This window comes from Sphingobacterium sp. GVS05A, assembly GCF_019969845.1.
Lineage (GTDB): Bacteria > Bacteroidota > Bacteroidia > Sphingobacteriales > Sphingobacteriaceae > Sphingobacterium.
The window spans coordinates 129,425-155,046 of the sequence record NZ_JAHXYR010000006.1 but is presented as its reverse complement, the minus strand read 5'-3'; the positions used below and the strand labels follow the sequence as shown (position 1 = coordinate 155,046).

General features: G+C 41.4%; 16 protein-coding genes. 2 read left to right on the top strand and 14 right to left on the bottom strand.

Annotation, left to right across the window (positions count from 1 at the left end):
- Positions 1-15: 15 nt before the first annotated feature.
- The 8 genes from LC454_RS16155 to LC454_RS16120 all read right to left on the bottom strand — a co-directional run bounded on the left by LC454_RS16155 (position 16) and on the right by LC454_RS16120 (position 12,812).
- Positions 16-1,611, bottom strand: coding sequence for a solute:sodium symporter family transporter (locus LC454_RS16155; protein WP_223583509.1), 1,596 nt, complete (start codon positions 1,609-1,611; stop codon positions 16-18).
- A gap of 18 nt (positions 1,612-1,629) precedes the next feature.
- Entirely contained in the window at positions 1,630-2,670 is a 1,041-nt protein-coding gene (locus LC454_RS16150) for a GntR family transcriptional regulator (RefSeq protein ID WP_223583508.1), read from the bottom strand.
- 9 nt (positions 2,671-2,679) lie between these two features.
- The gene (locus tag LC454_RS16145) at positions 2,680-4,704 is read right to left on the bottom strand and encodes an alpha-galactosidase (RefSeq protein WP_223583507.1); all 2,025 of its coding nucleotides are present in this window, start codon (positions 4,702-4,704) and stop codon (positions 2,680-2,682) included.
- Between the two features lie 11 nt (positions 4,705-4,715).
- Positions 4,716-5,894, bottom strand: a complete 1,179-nt coding sequence (locus LC454_RS16140; protein WP_223583506.1) for a DUF4998 domain-containing protein — start codon at positions 5,892-5,894, stop codon at positions 4,716-4,718.
- Between the two features lie 20 nt (positions 5,895-5,914).
- Positions 5,915-7,105 carry a DUF5000 domain-containing lipoprotein gene (locus LC454_RS16135; RefSeq protein WP_223583505.1) on the bottom strand — a complete coding sequence of 397 codons (1,191 nt, stop codon included), beginning with the start codon at positions 7,103-7,105 and terminating at the stop codon, positions 5,915-5,917.
- Positions 7,106-7,127: 22 nt separating this feature from the next.
- Positions 7,128-9,026, bottom strand: coding sequence for a RagB/SusD family nutrient uptake outer membrane protein (locus tag LC454_RS16130; protein ID WP_223583504.1), 1,899 nt, complete (start codon positions 9,024-9,026; stop codon positions 7,128-7,130).
- Positions 9,027-9,039: 13 nt separating this feature from the next.
- Positions 9,040-12,231 (bottom strand): SusC/RagA family TonB-linked outer membrane protein, encoded by a 3,192-nt coding sequence (locus LC454_RS16125; protein WP_223583503.1) that lies wholly within the window; start codon positions 12,229-12,231, stop codon positions 9,040-9,042.
- A 275-nt stretch (positions 12,232-12,506) separates the two neighbouring features.
- Positions 12,507-12,812 (bottom strand): hypothetical protein, encoded by a 306-nt coding sequence (locus tag LC454_RS16120; RefSeq protein WP_223583502.1) that lies wholly within the window; start codon positions 12,810-12,812, stop codon positions 12,507-12,509.
- Between the two features lie 215 nt (positions 12,813-13,027).
- On the opposite strand from LC454_RS16120, the gene LC454_RS16115 reads away from it, so the two are divergent.
- Positions 13,028-13,597, top strand: coding sequence for a DKNYY domain-containing protein (locus tag LC454_RS16115; RefSeq protein ID WP_223583501.1), 570 nt, complete (start codon positions 13,028-13,030; stop codon positions 13,595-13,597).
- Position 13,598: 1 nt separating this feature from the next.
- Here the strand turns inward: LC454_RS16115 and LC454_RS16110 are convergent, their stop codons facing one another.
- Positions 13,599-14,693, bottom strand: a complete 1,095-nt coding sequence (locus LC454_RS16110) for a hypothetical protein (RefSeq protein ID WP_223583500.1) — start codon at positions 14,691-14,693, stop codon at positions 13,599-13,601.
- A gap of 16 nt (positions 14,694-14,709) precedes the next feature.
- Positions 14,710-15,522 (bottom strand): RNA polymerase sigma factor, encoded by an 813-nt coding sequence (locus LC454_RS16105; protein ID WP_223583499.1) that lies wholly within the window; start codon positions 15,520-15,522, stop codon positions 14,710-14,712.
- 1,740 nt (positions 15,523-17,262) lie between these two features.
- Between LC454_RS16105 and LC454_RS16100 the strand changes: the two genes are divergently transcribed.
- Positions 17,263-17,763: a helix-turn-helix domain-containing protein gene (locus LC454_RS16100; RefSeq protein WP_223583498.1), complete on the top strand. Its 501-nt coding sequence runs from the start codon at positions 17,263-17,265 to the stop codon at positions 17,761-17,763.
- Positions 17,764-18,379: 616 nt separating this feature from the next.
- Here the strand turns inward: LC454_RS16100 and LC454_RS16095 are convergent.
- The 4 genes from LC454_RS16095 to LC454_RS16080 all read right to left on the bottom strand — a co-directional run bounded on the left by LC454_RS16095 (position 18,380) and on the right by LC454_RS16080 (position 25,402).
- Positions 18,380-19,843 (bottom strand): polysaccharide lyase 6 family protein, encoded by a 1,464-nt coding sequence (locus LC454_RS16095; protein ID WP_223583497.1) that lies wholly within the window; start codon positions 19,841-19,843, stop codon positions 18,380-18,382.
- Between the two features lie 40 nt (positions 19,844-19,883).
- Positions 19,884-20,639, bottom strand: a complete 756-nt coding sequence (locus LC454_RS16090; protein ID WP_223583496.1) for a hypothetical protein — start codon at positions 20,637-20,639, stop codon at positions 19,884-19,886.
- 24 nt (positions 20,640-20,663) lie between these two features.
- Positions 20,664-22,217 (bottom strand): RagB/SusD family nutrient uptake outer membrane protein, encoded by a 1,554-nt coding sequence (locus LC454_RS16085; RefSeq protein WP_223583495.1) that lies wholly within the window; start codon positions 22,215-22,217, stop codon positions 20,664-20,666.
- Positions 22,218-22,303: 86 nt separating this feature from the next.
- On the bottom strand, positions 22,304-25,402 hold the full coding sequence (locus LC454_RS16080; protein ID WP_223583494.1) for a SusC/RagA family TonB-linked outer membrane protein: 3,099 nt from the start codon (positions 25,400-25,402) through the stop codon (positions 22,304-22,306).
- Positions 25,403-25,622 lie beyond the last annotated feature (220 nt).

Here is a 25,622-nt window from a genome sequence, read left to right as displayed (position 1 = left end):
AGCGACTTATACAATTTATTGAGCGATGCCCAATGGTGAAAAAACAAAATAGATGACAATCATCAATAGGATGAGAAAGGCGCCGATCCGGTACCTTCCCTTCCAATAGCTGCCCTTGTCCTGGCCCGAAAACTCAAATTGATACTCCGATAGATAGTCTGGCTGGCTCAATTTACTTCCTCCCCAGATGACCAGTGCCACAGCGATAAACAACAGCGCGAACAAGTGCAGATAGTGCAGCTCTGTCTTCCAGACAAACACCAGGATGAAATAGCTGAACATGTACAGGAACAGGCCGATTTGTGCCATCCTTGGCGTGACACGGCGCGATAGAATCCCCAAGATCATAATGGTGAAAATGGGCATATTGAACAGCCCCGATACGGTTTGCAGGTACGTATAAAACCCGTCGTGGGCAAAAAGGATAAAAGGTGCAATAAACATGGCCGAGATAGAGATGATCAATTCAAACAGTTTTCCTTTTCTGACCAGCTCCCTTTCACTGAGCGTTCTGTTTTTACGTTCCAGGTAAGGTTTATAAATATTAAAAATAAATAAGCTACCACAGCTCTGAAGTCCAGCAGTATAGGTCGTCATTGCAGCACCAAAGACCAGTGCCAAGGAAAAACCAATCAGCACATCGGGAAAGATCAGTACAATAAGTTTTGGAAAAACGGAAGCTGTAGGCCGCACATGCGGCAATAAGTGTACCGCCAAAAGGCCCGGTAAATTGATCAGCAGCGGCATCAGGAGCTTACCTCCCGCAGCCAAAGTCATTCCTTTCTGTGCTTCCTTTAAGTTTTTAGCGCTTAATGCCTGTTGTGCAATATAGGGTTCCATGCCCCAATAGTAAAAGTTGATCAGGAGCATCCCGGTAAACAAGGTCGAAAAGGGCACAGCATCCTGTTTGGATCCCACAGCATTGAGATGTTCTTTCTTGTCGTGAAATAACTGGAGCACCCCCGTCCAGATATCGCCATTGCCCAAATGCCAAAAGGCAAAAATCGGAATCAGCAGTGCGAGCAAAAACAGACAGAGGCCCAAGCCTAGGTCAGACAGGGAAATCAACTTCAATCCCCCCAATATGCTGTATAAGCTCCCAATGATGCCCAGGGCCCAGACCAGTATCCAGATACTCTGCCAATAACCGATGTGCAACAGTCCGGGCACATCAAACATCGTGGCCAGACTTAGCGCACCACCGTATAATACCGGTGGCAATAAGTTAACGATGTATCCAACCAGAATAAGTATAGATACCAACATTTTAGTTTTTGGATCAAACCGCAGCGCAAGGAAGTCCGGCACTGTCCGAAAACCATGTTTAAAATAGATAGGTAGCAGAAATTCCGAAACCAGGAGCATCGCGACCACCGAGCTCACACCCCAGCCGATGACCGACAGGTTGTTGATATAGACCGATTCATTTTCACCAATAAACTGGTTGGCGCTCAGGTTGGTCAACAGCAAAGCCGAGCCCACCATCCAAAAACTGTTGCTCTTTCCTGCAAGGAAAAAGCCATTTAAGGTATTGGAATAGTTGGTTTTAAACTTCCATAAGGATCCCAAAGCAACCAAACCGGTAAAAAGACAAAAACTAAAAACTATCATCTTAAAAACTTCCTTATTTTAGACAGAGTTGCGGTCTGCCAATGTCGTTGGCACCACTTCTTTGATCAACGTTCTTTCGAGCACAAACTTGGCTGCTTCCGATCCGATACGTGCAAAACTTGTCGAAAAGGTGGTTATACCGCCGCTGATAATCTCTTTGATGACATCATCATTATGCGAAAGAATTCCCAGATCCTGCCCGAGGGTCCAGCCTTTTTGCAGCACCTCTTTCAACATCTGATAGAGCTCCGGATTATGAATGGTAAAATACAGTTTTCCCTTTTTTAGATCCCCCACATAGTATTGCTTTTCGATACGTCCTTTTACTTTATAGTCTTTCAGAAAGCGTAAGAAAGCATTTTTGATTTCATTGGGTTCGGCTGTATTTTCCCTAAAATAGAAGATCACTTCTTTATACTTTTTGATCTTTGGATAAAGTTCCTGAAAAACGGCATAAGTGGCTGCCTCAAATTCCTGGGAAACATAGGAATAATCATCGCCAAGATCCATCAAACGATCAATAATCAATAATTTGGATGCCGGGATGGAACGTAACAGCATTTCGGAATCTTTATTTTCAATCGGAGCAACAATATATACCGTATATCGTCCCTGAATACGATTGAAAATATCTTCAAAGGTTTCCATATTGTTGTGATGGAAAAAGAGATCCACGCTTACTTCTTCGGGAAGGTTGGTCCGCAGTTCATTCACCAAGGTATCTTGAAAGGTATCGTATGCATACAGCAGCACCGCAACTTTTTGTTTCATCTGTGTATTGTTGCTCACCACAAAATATCCTTTTCTGTTTTTCGATTCCACGACTCCGTGGGCAATCAGATCACGGTACGCCTTTGCGAAGGTTTCGCGTGCATACCCCAGGTATTGGATCAAGTTATTGACAGAAGGTAAACTGGCATGTACCTCCAGTTCATTGGCATCAATAGCATCCAACACCCCCTGCACAATACATTCATGTTTAGAGAGTGTATTCAATGCCTCCAGGCGTTTGATCCGATCGATCAATACTTTAAAATTTTCTTCTTTGCTTATCTTCATATATTGTGATTAAAACAGGGCAATCTTAAATAATTTTGCACCTGCCTGCTCAAAGGCAATGGATTTCTCAGCGACAAATTCCTGCGCTGTTTTTTCAAACAGTTCCACCGCCTTATATGTTGTATTTGGCGCCAGGCCAATCTGTTTAAAATCTATGTTTATTGCTGCCGGGGCTGTATTGTAATTAAATACGGCCACATACAGCGCTGTTCCAATCTTTTTGTAATAATACGTATTTGCTGCTTTTCCTTCTACAAATCCTGCCGGACGGAAGCTTTTACCGTCGGCTATGATTTTTAAAATTTCGGGATCCTGCAGATATTGATTCATCTTAGGCTGCCAGTTTTCTTTTTTGGACAGGTCGTCACCAAGGATAATGGTCCCCGTTACCACACCCGAAAGCAATCTGGCCTTATTGACTTCAGGGCTTTCATCATGAAAGACAAGGTGGTCGGCATCGATAAAGTCGTAGAGATAAGTTTGCCACCAGCCGTAACTAACACTATTTAAGGTATACTGTGTTTGGTCGATCGTCTTCCAGGCGTCGCAGGCTATTCTGCGCATGTGTGCAAATTGGGCTGTCGCCAAGGAAGGAGAAATTGCTGCGTAGATCAACATTTTACCCTGCAGCACGTCGACGAGATGTTTCATTCCCACAGCATAAGCCTGCATACCTGTCTGAATTTTCTTATCGTAAAAACCTGTGGATTCGATTGCCGCATGAGAGAGGAAATCGACCTTGATCATTCGGAAACCACAGTCGACCAATTTCCCCAGGATCACATCCATACGGGCCAACGTACCGGGATGTGTCGGATCCAAGGCACGTCCACCATCTAAATTGTGGTAGCCTTTTTGGGTTTTGGTCCAAAGCTGGCCAAAGGTAAACTGGCTTCCCTCCGCCTTGCGGTCGGGTCCACTCCCATGGCCCCAGTCTGTAAAAGGCGCCCAATACACACCGGGCTTGAGGCCCAAAGAGTCACAATAGCGAACAAATTGCTTCAGCTGTGTGTAGTCGCCTGACATACCTCCGGGTGTCATATTATCCCAGAAAGAGTCAAGATCTATAAAAGCCTCGCCATCTGCGTTGCGGAAATAAGGAATATCTTTCGCAAAATAGTCTGCCGTGCCCGTGGCATTCTGAAAATTAAGTTTTTCCTGTATAACGCCCCAGCTGTTCCAACCGACAGGTGTGGCTCCTTGCCAAGATTTCACATAGGCCGGCGATAGCTTCCGGTGGATTTTAGCATAGTTTTCGAGCCCAATGCGCCAATCCTTGTCGTAAGACACGAGGTATTTTGGGGAGCGAATTACATCCCCCTTCACCGTCCCGTGCGCCATGGAATCACGTGTGATAGTTACATCTGTAAATCCCGCCTGTGCTGCCAGGTGGGTATATTGCCCCTGATCTCCTTTGATCGCAATACCCGATTTCCAGACGGATTGATCCAATGAACCAATCAACAGACCTTTTCCACTGTCCTTATCGTATACAACTCCGACCTCGGCGCTGCGCTTACTATTCTTTGCGAGGATATTGTTTTCATACGAAATAAACGTATCGTTATCAAAAGGAACGGCCAGCTGATACAAGGATTTTCCCAGACCGGCAATTGAAGCATTTGACCAGATCGGCACAAGTTCATTACTGGCTATATTTTTACCCCTAACTTCCAGTTCAAGGATGACACCATCTATTGTGTCGTAGAAATAAAAATGCTGCAGCAATGTGATGCCCTGTTGGGTTTTAACAGAAATGGTATACTGTATACCTTTGCCTAAATTGTCCTGAATGGGCTTTTCTGTGACGCTGCGGGTTCCTGTCAGTTTATCTGTACTAATTTTCTGTCCATTAGCAAGTGCCAGATAGGCACTTGCTTGCTGTATATAGGCGACTTGATCTTTACTTAGTGAATATGTTCCATCTTGTTTGTTATAGGTCAACGTTAGGCCATTTTTCTTGACCTGAAAAGGCTGTGCGTATAACATGAAGGTACATAGCATAAAACTTAGCGCAAAAATAACTGTCTTCATTCTGCTTGATATTATTGTAAATTGATTTGAAAAGCGTTTATCTTCATGTAATGGTCAGGTTGAAAATTGACCAGCATCCCCATATTGACAATAACCTTTTCTTTGATTTCAAAATAAACACCATCTGATTTAACATCAGCATGGGCCATTGCCTGTTGAATCTGCTCAAGATCTGGAATTCCACTGTTTGCTTTGCTAACAACCAGTTTTGCTGGCGGTTGATCATAATTTGTCCAGGATAAGTTACAAAAAAAACGATATTTACCGGGGAATAAGGTTACTTTTTGCTCAATTTTACCATTTACGATCGCAGGAGCGCCCCATCCGGCTTCAATATTAACTACACCACCATCATCCGAACCAAAGCCACCATAGCCATTGTGGTTTTTCATACTCGTATTGGTTATCCAATGATCCAGATTTCCCCAACGGTTGCCATCGAAAGCCGTCGCTGTAAACGGAGTTTTGTAATTCTTCAGACACCAAATACTGATGTCGCCTTTTTTTATCGGTATTTTGTTGCGCTGCACCATAAAGGTATCAATCGCATTGCTATCAGGCCGAAATACAGTCTGGTAAGCAATCTCCTGATTCGGCAGATAGTCCAACAGGTTAATTTTCTCATTCAGCTCTTTCGTACGCACGACAGTATCCGTAGTTGTATTGTTCTGATTCTTATAATTCATACGAATGGCATAGAATCCCACACTTGGTGTCACATCCTGTAAGACAAGTTGAAATTGTTGGTCAGCCATAAAATTCTGTTCCAATATTGTCCGCTGGAAAAGTCCTTCACGATAGCGATCGCCATAAACGTTTCCGACAAGAAAGGTCGGAACCGAAAATCTTCCTTGGCTATCTACTGTACGGATTTCGAAATTCATGGGTCCTTCCGGTAGATTTTCAATCACATAATGTACGGTATCGATAGCATCAGTCAATTTTACCGGAAACTTCATCGAATCCTGTTTACTGTTCCAATACACGCGCAGCTCGGAAACTCCGGCGTTCACCCGAAAGATGCCATCTACTTGTACCCGATATTTTCCCGACCGTATTTTGATGGAATCTAGCTTCGCAGGATATACAATTTCCTGTCCATCGGTGAATTTGGTAAATTCATCCATCTTGGAACATGCGCCGAATAAACAAACGCCGAACAAGGCCAGTATGCATAGATATGTTCTCATCTTCATTTTCTTTTTAATAGTTAATAAACACCCCATACTTGTACTTGGGCAATCTGGATAAAGTAACTACCACGCCAGTTACGCAGATTGCGGATCCGTAGATATTTGAATTTTGGAGCATCTTCGGGCATATCAAAAGACCAACCTGCGATGCCATACACTTCATCTGCGTTGGTATTTGTTCCAGCGGGAGTACCCGAAGGTTTTCGCACGGTACAGGTTGCCAGTTTAGACCAAGATTCCCAGGAGCCATCCAGATTTGGACTGTTACTTCCCCAGACTTCAAATTCACGCATGTTACCCTTATCATAAAAACCATTTTCCCGACGTGGGAAAATCACGACGCGGCTCAATTTTGCTTCTTTGCCGATAGAAAAGGTCAGGGATTGCGGCGCACCGGCACTTTCAACCGTATATAAGGCCGGCCAGCGTGAGGGGTTCATATTGCCGTCCCACATCATTTCCGAAGTCGTCCCGTACATATATTGCGCATCCCCCGGTAAGTGCAGCGCTGAAAACTGCTGTCTCGGAAAAAGATTTTCCTCCAAAGGTGTCAGCGAGGTATATAAGGTATCCGATTTGTTTAACCATCGGTCACGTACATAAAAGGCAAATTTCATCTCACGGGACTTGAGCCCGCGGATATTATATAAGATCAGCGAATCCTGGCTATAATAGTTGTCCAGAGGTAGATATTCCCCATTATTCAATGAATCAACCATCGGGACAATCACCACATCGCCTTTTTCCTGATTGACTGAACTGATCCGGACGCCACCAAATGTCGGCGCAATTTTCATTTGTCCGAATACAAGATCAAAAATCGGTGTTTTAGGTTCTACTGTAACGTCCACAGCATCTGAAGCCACTTCAGCCTTGTTTACAGCATAAAGTTTCACCGTATGTTTTTGTGTATCGGGGAAACCGTCGATTAAGATCTCATTTTTATAGGTTGATGATTTTACAACCCGTGTCTGCCCATTGGCCATGACATATTCAGCCTTGACATACAATACATTTTTACTGGACGGTAAACTATAATGTATTGTTGCCTGTCCGTAGCCATTGGTCACAGAAGTATTTTGCACAACACCTGGTTTCGTTTGGTCATCTTCCAGCAGCGTCCATCCCTTTTCCTCTTTACAACCAGCCAATAGATAAAAAAGGCCGACCAAGAAATAGCAATAATTTAAATATTTTAGATTTTTCATAATTTCTCTATTTAATAAGGGATTACCAACCTGGGTTCTGTACTAAGTTAGGATTGACCAAAAGGTTGTTTTCCCGTATCGGCCAGAAGTAATCTCTTGGTGCCACAAAACGTTGTTGAAAAAAGGTCTGTTCTTTATAGAAAAGTTCCGGATGATCTTTATCCTGGTTTCTATCCCAACCAGTGATATTTTTATTCAGTTCCTGTGCCGCCAATTTCCATCGTTTCAGATCCCAAAAGCGTGATCCCTCAAAGCTCATTTCAATATTCCGTTCACGTTGGATAATACTGCGCAAACCGTCCTTGCTTGTCGGTTTGGCAGGATTTAACGCATACTTTGACCAGGATTCTTGGACACCTTCCAGTCCAGCCCTTTGACGGATTTTATCCAGGTATAAAAATACATCAGCGGTTGGTCCCTCGCTTTCGTTCAAAGCTTCGGCATACATCAGGTACAGATCTGCCAAGCGCATCATCGGCCAGGGATATTCTTCAATGTGAGAACTATTGCCGTCTTTGAAAGCGAATTTCCAGTTTACCAATTTTTTAGGGTAGTACGTCGTCACAGGAATAGAGAGCCCGCTGCCAAATAATCCCAGGCGCAGCTGTGTGGTCCAGGTATTTTCATCACTACGGCTCGGACTATTTTCCATAAACCAGATCCCCCCGTCAAAACCAACATTGGCGTAAAATCTATTTTCACGGTCAAAATGCACGCGGGCAGTCTGATAATTCTGGATATTATTAAACCGCTCGGCATAAATACCCGCACGAAGCTGGTTTTTATTACTGAAATCCAGGGTTTTATCTTCATCCATCGGCACGCCATTTCGGGTATAGAATTGGTCAACAATTTTTAAGGAAGGCGCTAAGGTACCATGCACACTGTTATTGCCTGCGTTATTGGGGTCTATATGTGCCATAGATGAATACTGCATCTGCCAAGCCCGTGAAGTCGGATTTGCCCAGACGATTTCCTTATTCCATTTTTCAGTAACAGCATTGCGAACGCTCATTTGAATCATTGTTGTATCGGAGAGCGGAAATACAGTACCTGGAAATTGGTATAAGCCCATTCCCAGGTTCTCGCATGCGGTAATCGCTTCCTTTGCAGCGCGGGCGGCCCGCTGCCATTTTTCCAACTGAAAACTCTGGTTGAAAAACAACGTACCATCGACATTTTTAAAGGTTGCATAATCCGTATTACCGTTGAACAGCGGACTCGCGGCATACAATAATACTTTTGCTTTAATCCCTAAGGCAATAGGCTTGGTAATACGGCCCAAATCCGTAACCGGAGACTGGACCGTATTGGGTAGTTTAGGAATTGCCTCGTCAAGAACCTTGACTATATAGTCGACAACCTCATCAATAGGCTGTCGTTTAACTTTTGCATCCTCGATAGAGGTATTTACAGATAAGTTGACATCCATTGTAGGAATAGGTCCGTAATGCCGCATCAACATAAAATGATAGTATGCTTTTAAGAACATAACCTCCCCTTCCCAGGTGGTGCGCTCGTCCTGTGTCATATCCCGTACTTTTTCGGGATTACGAATATTTTCCAGAAAAATATTACAGTCGCGAATGGCATTATACATATAACCATCCCAATAGTTCACGTAGGGACTGGTGACATTCTGATTTCCGCGGGCGATATTCCAGTTTGTCCCATCAATACTGAGGGTTGGGTAGTCCAGCCAGAATTCATCCCCCGCTAGATAAGCAGGATTTCTGGTCGGATCACCATCTGGTGGCAGGTATGAATAACAGGTAGCCAAGTACTTTATTGCTTCGCTACGCATCGTAAATGCATTATCTATTGTCGCCACATTATCCGGCACGACATCCAAATAGTTGCAGGATTGAAAAAACAACAAACCTGACGCAACCAATAATTTAATTAATCTTAGATTTTTCATGATAAACTGCCTTTTAAAATCCCACGTTAATACCTACGTTATACACAGCCTGCACAGGATAGCCTAATCCTTCACCACCCATTTCGGGATCCCACATCTTGAATTTGCTCCACACAGCAAGGTTGAGGGCGTTGACATAAAAACGCACATTGGACATCTTAAACTTGTTGAGAAACTGATTCGGTAAATTGTAGCCCAATTCAACAGATTTCAATCGTAAGAATGCGCCATTACGCATCCACCAGGTCGAAAACTGATTATTATTGTTGTTAAATCCATCCGTCAAGCGTGGCCACAGCGCCCTGACATCCTGGTTATCTTCGGACCAATAGCTGTTGGCCACTTCCTGCAACAAACCGTTTTGATAAGGTCCGTTGATCGCAAAAGGTGTAATGTTTCCCGGATCAATAAAGAATGATGAACGGGCAGATCCCTGTAGAAATGCACTGACATCAAAGCCTTTGAAACCCACAGAAAAACCCATCCCATAAATAATTTGCGGATCTGTCGGATAACCGATCGGCACTTTGTCTAAATCCGTGATTTTACCATCGCCATTGATATCCCTGTATTTGATATCACCACCCATAGTTTTAAAGGCGCCACCAAAATTCTGTAATGGTGAGTTTTCGGCTTCAATATCATCAACAAACAAGCGTTCGGCAATCAGACCATACGATTGTTTGATCGGATGTCCCAATCGAGACAGGTAGGATAAATTTGCCGGATAGTCCGGTTCCTCATTAACCAGCAATTTGTTCGTTGCATAGGTCATATTTGCCCGCAACTGAGTCCACCAGGTATTTTGAAAAGACTTATTGTAATCCAAGGCCAGATCAAATCCCCGGCTCTGCGCCTTCCCTATATTGGCCTGGATATCGGCCTGAAAACCGGTTGTAGAAGGAATATTAGAACGCACCATCAGGATATTGCTCCGGGTAGAGTTGTAATAATCAAACACTACACCCAAGCCATTTTTTAGATTCAGGTCAAATCCAGCATCGAAGGTTTTTGCCCGTTCCCAGGTAATATCACGATTTTCATACCGCGATATGGAATAACCAGGCCGTGTGTAATCCCAGTTATTTCCCCAAGAGAAACCTCGGCCACCGTTATTCGGATTCACTTGCGATAGGTAGAAGAAACGATCCCGGTCCTCCCCGATCTGATCGTTACCCACCAGACCATAGGTTGCCCTCAATTTTAAGCGGGAAACAACGGGATTCATAAATTCAAACATTTTTTCCTCATTCAGATTCCACCCCACACCAAAAGATGGGAAGAAACCAAAGCGATGATCTTTGGAGAAACGTTCGGAACCGTTGTAGCCGAAGTTGAACTCAAAAAGGTAGCGGTTTTTGTAGGCATAGGTCGCCCGACCTGACACCCCGAGATTACGAGCAGGCAATGAAGCCTGCAAGTCACCACCGTTAGCGGTCTGATAATTACGGATAATACCGATCAACATCCCAGTAATATCATGGTCTTCAGCGATCGTGCGGTTGTAATTGACAGCAAACTCACCGTAGGTCGTCGTATTTAGGATTTTATTTCCCTGGTTGTAATCTAGGTATTCTGTACCCTCATTTTCGTTGAGCAGACTTAAAACCGTATTGCTTGTACCCGGGATTCGGACCAAGTTGTAATAAAATGGTTTAAAGCTCCGTGTGACAGAAAAATACGAATAGCGTTGTGTATAGGCCATTAAGCGAGCGGATAGACCTTTGGTAATAAAATCGAAATTCTGTTTCAGTTCCAATTGCACATTGACCGTGGAGCTATTATATTCCTGAAAACCATTGACCATATTGGCGTAGGGATTGTTATATAGCGTTTTGGTGGTTGGAATAAAGTTATTTCCGAAAAGTGGATGTGTAGCAAATGGAGAATAGGACGATGGATAAATTGCTGGAAACATTACCGGGTTGGACCAAATTGCTTCACGAAATACGCGTTGTCCACCATTGATCAGATTTCCCCATTTATCATAGCCCCCTATTGGTCCTGTATAGTCATCAAATTGGGCCGAAGTACGGATAATTCCAATAGTCGTTGGGGTAACATTTAAGGTAATATTAGAACGTAAGGAGTAGTTTTTCAGGTTGATATTATTATCAAAGCTATTGCTATTTTCGGATCGCAGAATTCCCTTATCGTTATTAAAGGTACCTGCAACATAATATTGCGCAAGGTTCCCTCCACCGGTGACATTGAAGTTAAAACGTTGGTTGTTGGTATAATCCTTTATCAGCTGGTCGATCCAGTTATTATTGGGATAGAGCAACGGATCGTCTCCCTGTTCTGTATGATCAATTTTGTTTTGGCTATAAGGAAGGGTTCCTTTCGGATCTCTGGTCAATACCGCCTCATTAGCCATCTTCATATACGTGATATTATCGGCGAATTTAAAATTACGCGTGTTGGTTGAGATGGAGTTCTCAAAACGTGCATTGAATTTTGCCTTACCGACAATACCGCTTTTGGTATTGACCAAAACAACCCCATTTGCACCTCTAGCGCCGTATAATGAAGATGCTGCAGCATCTTTCAATACGGAAAAACCAGCGATATCATCCGGCTGTAAACGGGCCAGTGCTGTGGTATTGGATTCCATTCCGTCGATCAAAATCAAAGGATCTTTTTTCCCTGCGCCAAAAGAACCGACGCCGCGAATAAAGAAGGAAGCATTGTCATTCCCCGGTTCTCCACTCCGCTGATAAGCAATTAGTCCAGCTACCCGGCCTGCCAGCATGGAGGTCAGATTGGATGTTGGTCCCTTAATTTCTTTCGGATTGATCGAGGTAATGGAGGCCACCATGCTCGTTTTTTTCTGTGTACCGTAGGCCACGACAGTCACTTCATCCAGATTGGAACTTGATGAGGATAAGTAAATGGTCATACGATTGGTACTCGTGACCCGAACAGTTTTACGGTCGAACCCGACCGAAGTCAGGACAAGCTGATCGTTGATGTGCGCATCTTTAATCAGGAATTGTCCCTGTGCATCCGTTGATACAACTGCATTCTTTCCCATAAAGGCAATTGTAACATTGGAAATGGGTAAATGTCCGACGCTATCCAATACAACTCCTCTCAATTCAAACGATTGGTTCTGTGCTTGCGCAAAACCCGCCATTAGCATAAAAAGGAAGACAAGACTACATCGCTGCCATTTACAGATTAGGTAATACATGTGGTAGATCATAAATTGGTCTTCTTATAGATTGGTTATTATACAGTAGTATGGCTAGTATTAATCTATACTATTCTATACTACTATACAATAGTAAAAACATTTTCTGACATCCGCAAATATTTTTTTATAATCGGTTGTGTATGTACCCTATACTGCGTTAGTGGGGCAACTACGAATGTAGGATTTGTTATAAAAGTAAAGCGGTATATACCGTGATGTGTGACGTTATATACCGCTAGGGAACCTACTTAGAAAATTTTACACAAAAAAAAGGTAGGCCTAGCCTACCCTTTTGTCAATGAGTGGTGATATTTTAAGGTATGATTGAGCGAATGTGCAGTCTGTCGGGCATCGTCCTGATAAGACGACAGATCCCCACAATTTCGAATGTCTGCCACATCCACTTTCTTTCTTACTTTGCTGATGACCTGATTTAGTTCGGATTTCCAGTTGCCCGGATCACCAAAATCGTCCATCCAATTTTTATTGATAAACCTTTTGTAGTTCAAAAGCAAAATATACAATTCCTCACCACTCCCGGCGCGATTGATTGACGTGCGCCAGTTCTCTAATTTTTCTTTAAAACTCATAACCAGCAATATACAAAAAAATATTGACATTCCAAAATCACTTCATTTGAAATGAATGAATATTGTTAAAAATTAAGTGATAAAATGATTAAACCTTCGGTGAATTATTTTGGTCATAAGGTAGAGGTTTAATATTACATTACACAACAGAATAAATTATGGTCTTTTTCCACTTAAAAAATATGCTTGTTATTTCCTTTGCATTGCTATGTATAATGGAGAGAAGTATTGCTAAACACATTGGGGACAATGAAAGATCTACGTCTCAGACGACCTTTCGGCATGACAGAGAAAACGAGTATGTCAACATAGGCAACCGGGTTTTCTACAGGGATAGGAAGATGGAAGATGTCGATGCACGATCTTTCAAAGACTTAGGTAATGCTTATGCAAGAGACAACTGGAATGCCTATTATCGTGGTGTCAAGATCAAAGATGTATTGCCACATTCTTTCCAGTCACTTGGTTGGGGATATGCCAAAGATAGTTGGAATGCCTATTATCGGGGCGTTAAGATTAAAGATGTCTCTGCGCCCAGCTTAAAAATACTGGATGCAGGATATGCCAAAGACAGTTGGAATGTCTATTATAGAGGCAATCGAATAAAAGACGTATCCGCCCCAAGCTTTGTTCTTCTCGGCGACGGATACAGCAAAGATAGCTGGAAAGTATATTATTTTGGTCAGGAGATAAAAGATGCGACTGCTTTCACATTTAAATATCTGGGTAAAGGGTATGCGAAGGATAGCTGGAATGAATATTATAAAGGAAAAAAATTAGATTGATTTATTCGATAATAATGTTAATGCCGACCATTTTAGCTTTATATTTAATCTTTTCGATCAGTCCATAGTAGCTCCAGTTTCGCAACAAGAATTCATCACCTTTGGCAATTTCTTCTTTATTGGATTGGTTGACCAGTAAGAGTGTCCCCGCTTGAGCTTTCACACAAAGCTCTATTAACCTGCGACTATACAGGTGGAGCTTTGTGTCTACGTAATTTTTCTCCTTTTCATTATAGTTTTCCAAGCTTTTCATTTTCCGCTTACGACCACGCCCACCTTTGTCAAATGCGGCAGCTTTCTGCAAGCGATGTCGCGCTGCTTGAATGGCCATACGGCGGTAAGTAAACTCTTCTTTATTGCCGATCTGAAAGGATTCCTTACCAATAGTCACTGCTATAGGGTGTTCGATAGAAAGGGACGCTTCAGCGATAACGTTATCTTTCAATTCTTGGATCTTTTTCGGAAGCTCAAGTGCCAACAGCAGAAAGATTTTACCTTTAACAATTTTGAGTGCGCTACTACAGATTTTGATCTGCCCCACGAGTGCACGTTGGAGCAACACCCTTTTATCCGATCGGTCTTTACCGAGGTATGTCCGAAAAGGTATTTTGAATAGTGTGAATTTAAAATCTCTATTATTCTCATCTTTACACAAATTAATTTGGCGACCAGAAAAAGGAATAGGCATGTCTTTTTTATAATTGCGGAGTGATTTTTCACCCTTCCAGTATGAGAGACGATCTGCCTGAAAATATTTGATTAAAGCCGTGTTTATCTGTGATAGAATATCCGTAGGAATTCGTCCCTTAAAATAACTGGACAGCAGGCGATAAGTTGTATTCATCCGTGAAGTATTCAATACACCTTCCGGATCTTTCGCCTGGTCTGCAAGTTTTATTTTCACATCCTCTTGTAGATAGATTAGATCTTTGAGATTCTCTTGTACATATTGATGTGTGATGACCATATTAGCACCACGGAAGACAAGGTCCTGCCATTCAAAGAGTTGTTTGAAATATTCCGATCGTTTTTCTTTATTGTCACAATCCACAAAAACCTGTATTTTGCGGGTCAATACCATTGTATCAGCTGCCATATCTTTTTATGTTTAGTTATGCCGTTTTCTTAGCAGATTTAATTTTTGCATGTGCATTAATAAATAATGTACGCACCTCTCCCCCATCCAATTGTAACGCTTCTGAAATCTTGTCAAAAGAATACTGTAATTCATAGCGCATGCGGAAGACTTCAGCCTCCTCTTCAGTCATTTCGCCATTTAATTTAAATTCCACAGGTTTAGCCATGAGCTGCATTTTCTCTTCACTATGAATGATGGAACGCAGGTATTCGATTGTTTTCTCAATTTGTAGACCAACCTCATAATCAGATATATTTCCCATATAATAAGCGATACGTTCATAGTTAAAACTATATTTGAGACAAAGGCGAATAAAAAGCTGTTGATCGCTATTGAGGTTAGGCAGAACGGCATTGAGCTGATCCATTTTCTTTTTCTTCTCCAATTCCAGCTGTTCGATATAAAGCACATCGTCTTCGCTTTCCTCTTCGAGTTCATAGCCCAGCATAAACTCCTGATAGTCCTCGATGCTGTCGAGGCGGAGTAAGCTTCGGTGAAATCTATTACGTGATTTTTGATAAAAAGCCTGAATGGCAGACTTTACCTGGACTTTCAGAAACTCGAAAACCTCAGTTTCGGAATGCACATTTTCTCGGAACAGCCAAAGACGGAGAAATGCCTCTTGAACGATACTTTCGCCCGTACATTCATCATCGGTTGCACGGTGGGCACGAAAAAGGAAATGTGTATAGAATTTTTGGTAGAAAAATTTAAGTCCTTTTTCATGACCATTGTGAAGGTGTTCAATAGCAGTTTTGATGTCCTTGTTTAGTAGAAGTAGTTTCATAATTCGTTTTTATAATTGGTACGCGATGAATTACTTACCGCAGCTCCGGCGGAACTTGACGGATTTTTATGAAAACCGAAGCTGGGTAAGTGTAAATCGTTATATGGTTATAAAAACTTATTGGTATTGAGCGGGAGGTATTGGCGTGACGCGTTCCAGTTGTGTATCCCCTGTATTTTGGGGTCATCCCCACCCTCAACGAAAAGTTTGCCTAAATTTAAGCTGATTATCTATACCCTATATTTTTTAAATCGTCAACATCTGCGACCTACGCTAAATGGTCAAATAAGATGTTGTATATAACCTACTTTTTGAGATCATCAACATCATGTTATTTAACAGACAGATCGGAAAACCTATTGTGTATACCCTTGATTTCGAGATCATCAACATCCTAACTCCTAGTATCGTATAATAATCAATAACATAGCGTAGAATGTAAACCAATATTTTATAAAAAGGGTATTTAGTGAGTCACCAATGCGCTCACCCTACGGCATAACAAGCTGCCTCTATATATAATTTTGAAAATCCTAGTATCACTCAAAAAAACAGTAGTAGCCCACGAGCTAGTTGCATATACTCTAAATTCTGAGATCATCAGCAACCGGGTTATCGCAAAACAAATATAATTGTCAATACCCTACTTTTTGAGATAATCACCATCCTCAACGAAAAGTTTGACTAAATTTATGGTGATTGTCCATACCCTATATTTTTTGAATCGTCAACATCTCCTAAGGATGAGCAAATCGTAATCCATTAGTTGTAAACCCTGCATTTTGAGAGCATCAGCATCAGTAAAAACAAAAGAGCAATAACTGTAACGCTGTGTATATCCTACATTTTTGATATCACCAACATTCGGCATCAGAAAACACAGCCACAAGACTCTGTTGTTTATACCCTACGCTATGAGGTCATCAACATTATATGATTTAAAATATATCCCAGAGGCCCAGTTGTGTATACCCTTCATTTTGATATCATCGGCATCTCTCAGATGCGGTGTTAGACAGTTACATGGTTGCGTATCCCCTACATTTTCATATTACCGACATCCCAAGGCAATAGTAAAGCACTGTACATCAGCATTGTGTATACCCTACATCTTGAAATCATTAACGTCCAACGTAGCACTGTTAAAAAATTAATTAACATTGTGTATAACCAGCATTTTCTTAAAAGGGGTATTTAGTGAGTCGCCATTGCGCTCACCCTACGGCATAACAAGATGCCTCCTATCCTAATCAAACCGATCAACAATACATCTGATCAGCCTATATTCTTATATCTTCCTTTTTCAATACCAATAAGTCAAAGAACATCCCTCACGCAAAATAATTACTTTATTTTTGCGCAAACAGACCTTAAACAAACTCAACAGGGAGTCTATTTTAACTATTCAAATTATTTTATTTTTTATTAATCCTATGCTTTGAATGGCAGTTACAAGTCAATAATAGGGGTTATCAACATAGGATGCTAGATACAAGTCTATCAAATAGAAATCAATTTTATTCTGGAGACTTTGCGATATTTTTAATACTTAATTTTCTCATTCTTTAGATTTTATTCCTGCAGCAACAGTCCGACACTCGTCTTCAATGCTGTTGTTGTAGCTTATATTTAGTTATCGGCTCTCGTTTAAACAAAAATAAAAATAAATATTCATTTGCACAAATAAAAATACAAATATTATTATTCTAAAAATGCGCAAATAAGTTTTCCATTTGTATTATGGGAGATATCAATGAGAATATACTGGAAGAAATTGGCGAGCAATTGCGCATTCAACGTGAAAAATTATACTACACACTTAAAGATGTAGCCAATATGACGGGATTAACCACCAACACAATAGCAGCTGTTGAAAAAGGAAAAGGTGCCTCACTGAATAACTTTATCCTGATCTGCCGCGCCTTAAAAATTCAACCACATACTATATTCAAAAAACAAATAGATTTAACACCGCTCTACAATATTCCTCCTGAGTCAAAGCGTCGTATTGACCTGACGAAAGAACTGGATGATCTTGTTTATAATTCCAATTTTTTCGAAATACCCCGTCGTGTTTCTGATATCATCCAACAGCTGAATGCCAACAAGGGGCAAAGCAATAAATTTTCTGTTTATCTCAGTAGCTACTGTGAGGAAGGTACACTCGAATACGAAAAGCATGGAAATTATAAAGAATACCGAAAAAAGCATTCTCCAAAGCCCGTTAAAAAATATAAATGAAAATTAACCAAACTTGCATATCTATGATTGCAAGAGTTTATGGCCCTTTCCCATCATCAAATGGAACAACCTCCAATCCAGTGAGAAATCGGACCCTGCATACCTTTTGATTTAATTATTTGAGTAGTTTATCCACAAATAAGTATTATTAATACAAATATTTAGATAAATATAAACCTGTGCAGCGTAGCTTTTTCTTTTATAATTTTAAGTGCAGCAAACCATGATCAAATAGTAACCAAATTAGGCCTTTTGACAATACTTGTTCAGTGCTCGTTCAGTGCTTGTTCAGTGATTACTCAGTATAGACTGAATAAACAATGACTGATTACTGTCTAAAAACTGATAAAGAATTGTTTTTAGGAATAATTTGGTATTAGTATGTTCTCATTTTAATGTTTATCTGATTTTTTATGCCCTAATCTGGCAGTTAGCGCAATCATCTAAAATGGCGTTAATGGGGCTGTTTACGGGAAAGCAGGATCTGTTGTGTTTGTGTTGACCAAAAACAGGAAATTATGTACAATCCTGCTTTCGAGATATACGTATAAAATCGCATAAAAAAGGGACTATCCAACCTTTTTGGATAGCCCCATAAAACAATATTTAGAATCAATTAAGGATTTATTACCAGACTGCTCCCTAGACCCGTCATAAATCCCGGACCGATATTCTGTGCTTTCAATAAATCCCGATGTTTGGCGTCCAATTTTGGAGCACCAGCATCCGCTGCGGTAGCAAAAGGATAATTACCAACAAAAGCACCCAACACCGGACTGGTACTGGTGGGCTCATAGATTCCATCAGTTGTCAATGTATATTTTGGATTCTGACGGATGAACCCCGTCGGAAGCTGTTGGCTCGTTGGCACATCATACACGATATTTCCTTGGTAAGTAAAATTAACGGGTTGATCGGTAAAGGTCAGCATGGTTGATGTCGAAGCTTGCGACACCACATTATTGGCGATATGTCCATCTGTTGGTGGCAAGGTGCGACTGTTTCCCCCTTTTCCCGAACCGATGTCGAATGACTGTTTACATTTGATCATCGTATTGGCCACCACCTTCACACGTTTTACTTGATAGTAACCACTTAACGGTGAATTAGGTACACCATCCATGATAGCCAAAGGTGCTTTTTGTCCTGTTCCCGCCATATTTTGGAAGTAATTATTATAGACAATATGATCCTCTCCGATGATCCGGATACCACCAGCTGCACTATTGCCGTTACCGACAAAATAGTTGCCGTAAACAGCAGAACCATTTCCATGTCTCAAACATAGCGTCCCTTCGCTCTCGTGGAAGAAATTATTGCGAATGGTATCGCCGCCCATTTTGTTCGAGATAATTTCAGTTTCACCGTTGCAACGTTGAAAAATATTATCTTCAATCGTCGTGAATGCACTTGTCATGGACCAGTCACTTGTTCCGATACGGATGGTTTCGCCGCCGTTATTCGGTAGCTCTGCCCGTTCCCCAAAGAAATTGTGATCGATCCGATGTTTCATCGTTTTGCTCGTTCCCCACACAACCATTGTAGGGCCCTGATGAGCTTTGCCTTTGAGATAACAATGATCAATACGATGATTTGATCCGTTAATGGAGACCCATCTATAATCAGTAGTCGCTGTAGGTGGATTATAGTCCACAATAGCCGTATTTGTCAACCGACAATTTGAAGAAGAAGACGTGAAATCAACCACGTTTTTTCCAGAGGTATATCCATTTTGGAAGACAAGACCACTGACCACAAGCCATTTTCCGGTGATACTAACAGAAGAAGTGCCTTTCATAAGTACCGTTCCAGGTTGTTCAGCCAGCAGTACAATGGGTTGTTGACTTGTTCCCTGCGCGTTGAATGTTAGTTCCTGGTTTGTCCAGTCGCCAGATTTCATAATCACGGTATCGCCCGGCTGGAGACTTAAGGCCTGCAGATCAGCCGCTGATTGAATGGTATGGCATTGTAGACAGGCGATACCATTTAGTTGCAATTTTACCGCAGCTGGTTTTTCACAGCTACTCCCCATCACTAATAAAAGTGATAAAGCGGATAATACTGAAAAGTTTCTCATCATATTTACATTTGTTTATAAGGTTCATTTTGTGCCTCAGTAGTTAAAAAGGATATACTGTGGTATTTCCTTTGGATCCAAAAACATGGACCACGCCATTTGTTGTCACGTAACCACCAGATCTATTGGTTGTTTTATCGTTGATCTGAATCGGCGCCAGATCATTGTTATTGACCAGTTTTAGATACATCACACCCTCCTGATTAAAACCTTTCCCTTCGTTCATGTAACCCAACAGGGAGCTTTTGCTTGCCACTGTATTTACCGGAAGCAATGTTTTGGCTTTGACATTGGATATAGTCAATTTATCAAAGTTGTAATTTCCTTGTAAAATGAGATAAAGAAAATAATTGCGAACATCATCGCGGTTATAATCTTCCCATTTCGTAGCTGGTCTGGTGATAGGCTTGCCTGTACCATCTACCCCAGTGACAATAGGAACATCGAAGAAAAGTCCAGCAGTTACCTTTTTTGTTTTTGTATCCCATGTCTTTATCGCGTCATTGTGTAAAAAGATAAATGTGCGATCCGTTTTATCCAATTCCTCAAGACCGATACCAGCATACTCCAATCCTTTACGCATCCATTTAAAGATCGTATCCGATGGATTCTCTGTAGTTTCATAGGAACGATTTTCTAAAAATTTACGTGCACTGATGCCAATATTGGGATCCAGTGTTTTATGTTTGTAATCGTAATTTTCCTGTAATTCCAAATCGAAAAGCGAGCAGCCTGTCAGCAGCAAACTTGCTGCGATAACCATACATTGTGCCCATTTTATATTACATATTCCTTTCATGACTCTCTGATTTATATTCATCTATTAATCGGTATACCCCGGATTTTGAACCAATAGCGTATTGGAGTTTAACACATTTCGATGAACAGGCCAATACACTCTTCTTTGTGGATCCAGAAATCCCGGTTTGTCTAAATTTCCGGCATCCTCTTGTCTACGTTTTAGAATAGGATCCATCACTTCTTTTACACGGCCGGTACGCACGAGATCAAACCAGCGCTTTCCTTCACCATAAAGTTCCATGCGACGTTCGTTTAAAATCGCTGTTTCTAACTGATAAGCAGTTGCCAAATCAGGATTACTCGCTTCATACTCTGGCAGATTGGCACGTTTGCGCACAAAATTGAGGTATTTTAAGGCATTTGCCTTGTCTCCCAACCCATTTAAAGCTTCAGCATACAAGAGGTAAATATCAGCCAATCTATAGATCGTCAAATAGACCGGAAGCATTTGATTGGTTGCCGGCCAAGGATCTTCTTTGGTCGGTGTCGCACTGGTAGGGTACCATTTAATAAAGCGGTCGCGCTTGTTATTCGGTAAACCGTAGTAGACATCAAGAGTCTGTTGCGGACGAATATCAGGACTTGGTGTGCCGGTCGTCTGGGGTTGGAACAAATCCGTCCATGCTGTTTCGTCGACAACAATAGGTTTATTATTGGGGGCCCATGAGGTCTGCATACAAGCACATCCGTTTTTCGTATAATCCCAATGTATACTCCAAATGGCTTCCTTACTATTCAATGGCCCAGTGAAAATTGCCTTCCAGGTGGCAGCGTCCTGCAAATTTTTCTCATTGGTACCCGCATAGCTCGCACCGGTAGGAGATTTGGCCAAAAACAATTTTTCGATCCATATCTTCGCATTCGGATAATCTTTCTTCCACATATAAACATCGGCCATCATGGCACATATCCCTGCACTACCGATCGTCCATAGTGGGTTTTTGGCATCCTTATCCACCTGAGCATATGCTTTTGCCAGATCAGGAATAATCACTTCATCCATGATCTTTTCCTTTTTGTCCCTTAGGCGTGATGCCGGCTGGTTAAGATCCTCATAAGGTTCCAACCATATCGGAGCATCTCCCCATACGCGAACCAGGTAGAAATAACACATTGCCCGGAGGGCATAACATTGTGCTAAATAATCATCAACCATTTGTGGTGTAATCCGGCTATCTAATTTAGCCGCCTGAGGAATATATTTAATATTCAGATTGGCTCTTCCGATAATGTTGTACAAACCACTCCAGTCTGAAAATTGATTAGTCGGAGTAATACCATTTAATACAATCTCATCAATAAAATCTTTGGTATAACTAATGGCCCGGTCAAAATTATCCGACCGATATTCTCCCCAATACAAGTATTTCTCCAAAAAATTATCTTTTGCATTACCTACGCCAATCATTTCTATCTGAAATCCACTGTACATCCCTGCCATTGCAGCCTGTACATCATATAGATTTTTAAAATGCTGATCTAATGCAACTTCTGCCAAAGGTTTTTCCTCCAGAAATTTACTACATCCCCCTAAGGTGGCTGACAAAAGTAATAGTGCTAAAATCTTTGTTTTCATCTGTATAATTTTTTCTTAAAAGTGATGAAGCGATCTGATTTACTTTTCATTTGGATAAATCGTGATGGTTTCATAACCAATATCTCTTAAAAATTGATATTTACTCCAAATCCATATTCTCTTCTTCTTGGATAACGTCCATCATCCTCACCCGGTGTCAATGGATTCGTTGTGCTGAATTCCGGATCATAGCCCCTATAATTTGTCCAGGTCAATAGATTCGTTCCATAGACATAAGCCGTAAGCCCTTTCATTTTCAACTTATTGATCAATTGCTGATCAAATGTGTAAGATAAGCGTGCACTGGCAAGACGCACAAACGATCCGTCTTCGATATATAGGCTATTTTGATTGGTTTTCATATTTCCGCGGTTATTTTTTTCCAAATAGTAAGGATATTTGGCCTGATCACCTGGTTTGCGCCACACATTATAGACCATATCCGGCGAACCCGCCCCTGTATTTGTAGGGTAATTCTGGCGCTGTAATAGCGCATTGTACACTTCACGCCCAAAGGAACCATTGAAAAGAACATTTAGTGAAAACCGCTTATAGGTAAAAGTCTGTATAAAACCGAAGTAGAAATCGGGAGTTGCATTACCGAGAACCATCCGGTCTTCGTCGTTGATCAAGCTATCTTTTTTATTATTAAACCATTCAGCATCTCCGCCTTTTAATTTGCCATCAGGTGCATATAACTGTTTTACAGTTCCGTTATAATCACGGCCATCGAAGGTATAGACAGGCTTTCCATCACGGTATAAAGGTTTACCTTGATCATCCAATGCCAGCGTTAACTTATCCCAATTATCATTGTAGGCATTCGATTCATCCCAGGCATAGACACCCAGATTGCGCCAACCATAAAAATTACCAATACGGCCGCCCTCTTCTACATACCATTTATTGCCGGCAAATGTCGGTACACCATCCGCCAGTTTTAAGATCTTATTACGTTCAAAAGATATGTTTCCACTAACTTCCCAGGTAAAATCGCGCGTCACAATCGGTTTACCATTCACGATCAATTCCACTCCTTTGGAACGAATCGAGCCAAAATTTACATTAACTTTTGAAAATCCAGCTTCTTTAGCCAACTCTCTTGGGTATAGTAAATCTGTGGTTGTCTTTACATAATAATCAGCTGTAACTCCTAAGCGTCCACTTAAGAAGGTCAGATCCAATCCTGCGTTATGCTGTGTTGTCTTTTCCCATCTGATCAAGTTATTTCCGAATGTCGGTGTCAATGAAGCTCCACCGATTCCATTGTAGTTACCACCGAATTTTACCTTGGTATAAGATTCATAATCTCCGATCTGATCATTTCCGAGCTGACCGATACTATATCTAATTTTCGCATCCTGTAACGCTGGCTTTGCCCACTTCATAAAGTTTTCATCCGAGAATCGCCATGCTGCGGATCCCGAGAAAAAATTCACCCATTTATTGGCCTGAGCAAATCGCGAGGAACCATCTCTTCTGAAAGAGCCCTGTACCAAATAGCGTCCTTTATAATTGTAACCGACTCTGCCAAAAATAGATGCCGTCGCATTAGCAGTCGCCCAGGTGTTTGTATTCGCCAACACCAGATAATCGGGCAATGTGACCCGGATTTCCTCATTGACGCTATTCATGTACTCCGAATGAAAGCGATCTGTTCTTCTTCGATCAGCACTAAATCCCAATAGCGCGTAAACATTGTGATCCTGTGCAAAGGTTTTGTTATAATTCAGATACGATTGAAATTCCCATGTAAAGACCTTATTAAACTCGTTTGTTCCATAATTTTGATCCAATTTGGCAGACAGAAAGCGCGGCGAAAATTCAGTATTCTGCGTATTATCTAATCGCGCATTAAATAATGTGGTAAATTTTAGATCATCTCTTATTTGATAATCAAGCTGATTATTGAATTGTCCTGCATAGGTCTGAATCAGATTTTCTTCATACAGCGCATTGGCAATAGGGTTTCGCTTCGATCCGATGTAACTCGTCAACGATCCATCTGGATAATAAATTAAAGAATAAGCGGGTCGATCCATAAGGACACGGATGGTATTTCCAATTGGTGTCGCATTTGTTTTTTGCCAAGAAAAGGAAATATTATTGGAATAGCGCAATTTGGACGACATCTGGTACTCGACATTGATACGTGATTGCAATCTTTTTGCATAGCTGTTTAACATAATGGATTTATCATCCAAATAGTTCAAACTACTGTAGTAGCGAAGATTTTTCTGACCACCACCAATACTCAATTTAATCTCTTTCTTTTGGGCGAGGTTCCCTAATAATAAACGCTGAAGGTCATTATCGGCATTGAAACTGGGATTTATGGAATCCGTATTGGTTGCGTTCCCCTGTATATTTCTGAACTCCCGAACTTCGGCCGAATTACTAACTGGTATGTAATGCGACAAGCGACCAAAAAGATGATTGTAATTTAAATTGATCAATGGTCTTCCCTCCGACCCGCGTTTGGTGGTAATTAAAATTACCCCATTGGCACCCCGTGTACCATAAATTGACGCCGAACCAGCATCTTTTAGGACCTCAATACTCTCAATGTCTGTGGGGTTGATATTTGCTCCTTCAGGATTAATGATACCGTCTACTAAATACAAAGGGCCATTACCACCATTTAATGTCGAAGTCCCACGCACCTGGATACTACCAGTTGCTCCGGGAGCACCACCACCATCATTGGTGACGAGTACCCCTGCTGCTTGTCCCTGTAAGGCATCAAAAATGTTGATCGGCTGGCGCTCTTCAATCTTTTTTGCACTGACAGAAGATATTGCCCCAGTCAGATCACGCTTTTTAACAGCACTACCGTAGCCCGTCACGACGATCTCATCCAAGGCATTGTTATTTTCAACCAGCTGTACGTCGATCTGTCGTTGAGCACCGACGGTACGCTCCTCGGCTTTCATGCCCACCTGACTAAAAACGAGTATACTTGCCGGAGCAGCCTCAATCTGATACTTCCCGGAAGCATCTGTACTTGTTCCCTGACTCTTTCCTTTTACCCGGACGCTCACCCCCTGTAGTGCGTCACCTTTGCTATTGGTCACTTTACCTGAAAGCTGAACATTTTGCTGGGCAAAGAGCGGTAAGCCCATACTTCCCATTATTAAAAATAGGCAGAGTACAAAGCACCCCATTTTTGTGATACTTTTCATCATAAGTTAGATATTTATTAATTGGTTATTTATTATACTAAGGTATCCTGGCCATAAAGGCCACATTTCGTCTCAGCTTCCATATTGATCGAAGCTAATGACAGGCTCATCTGTATTCCCCTATTTGGTTATTTGTTTATAATTCGTTATTACTCAAATATCGCTCAGTTCCTCCTGTCAGAGGGTGTAAATTCTGTTCTTTTTAGCAGTAAAAAATGGTCAT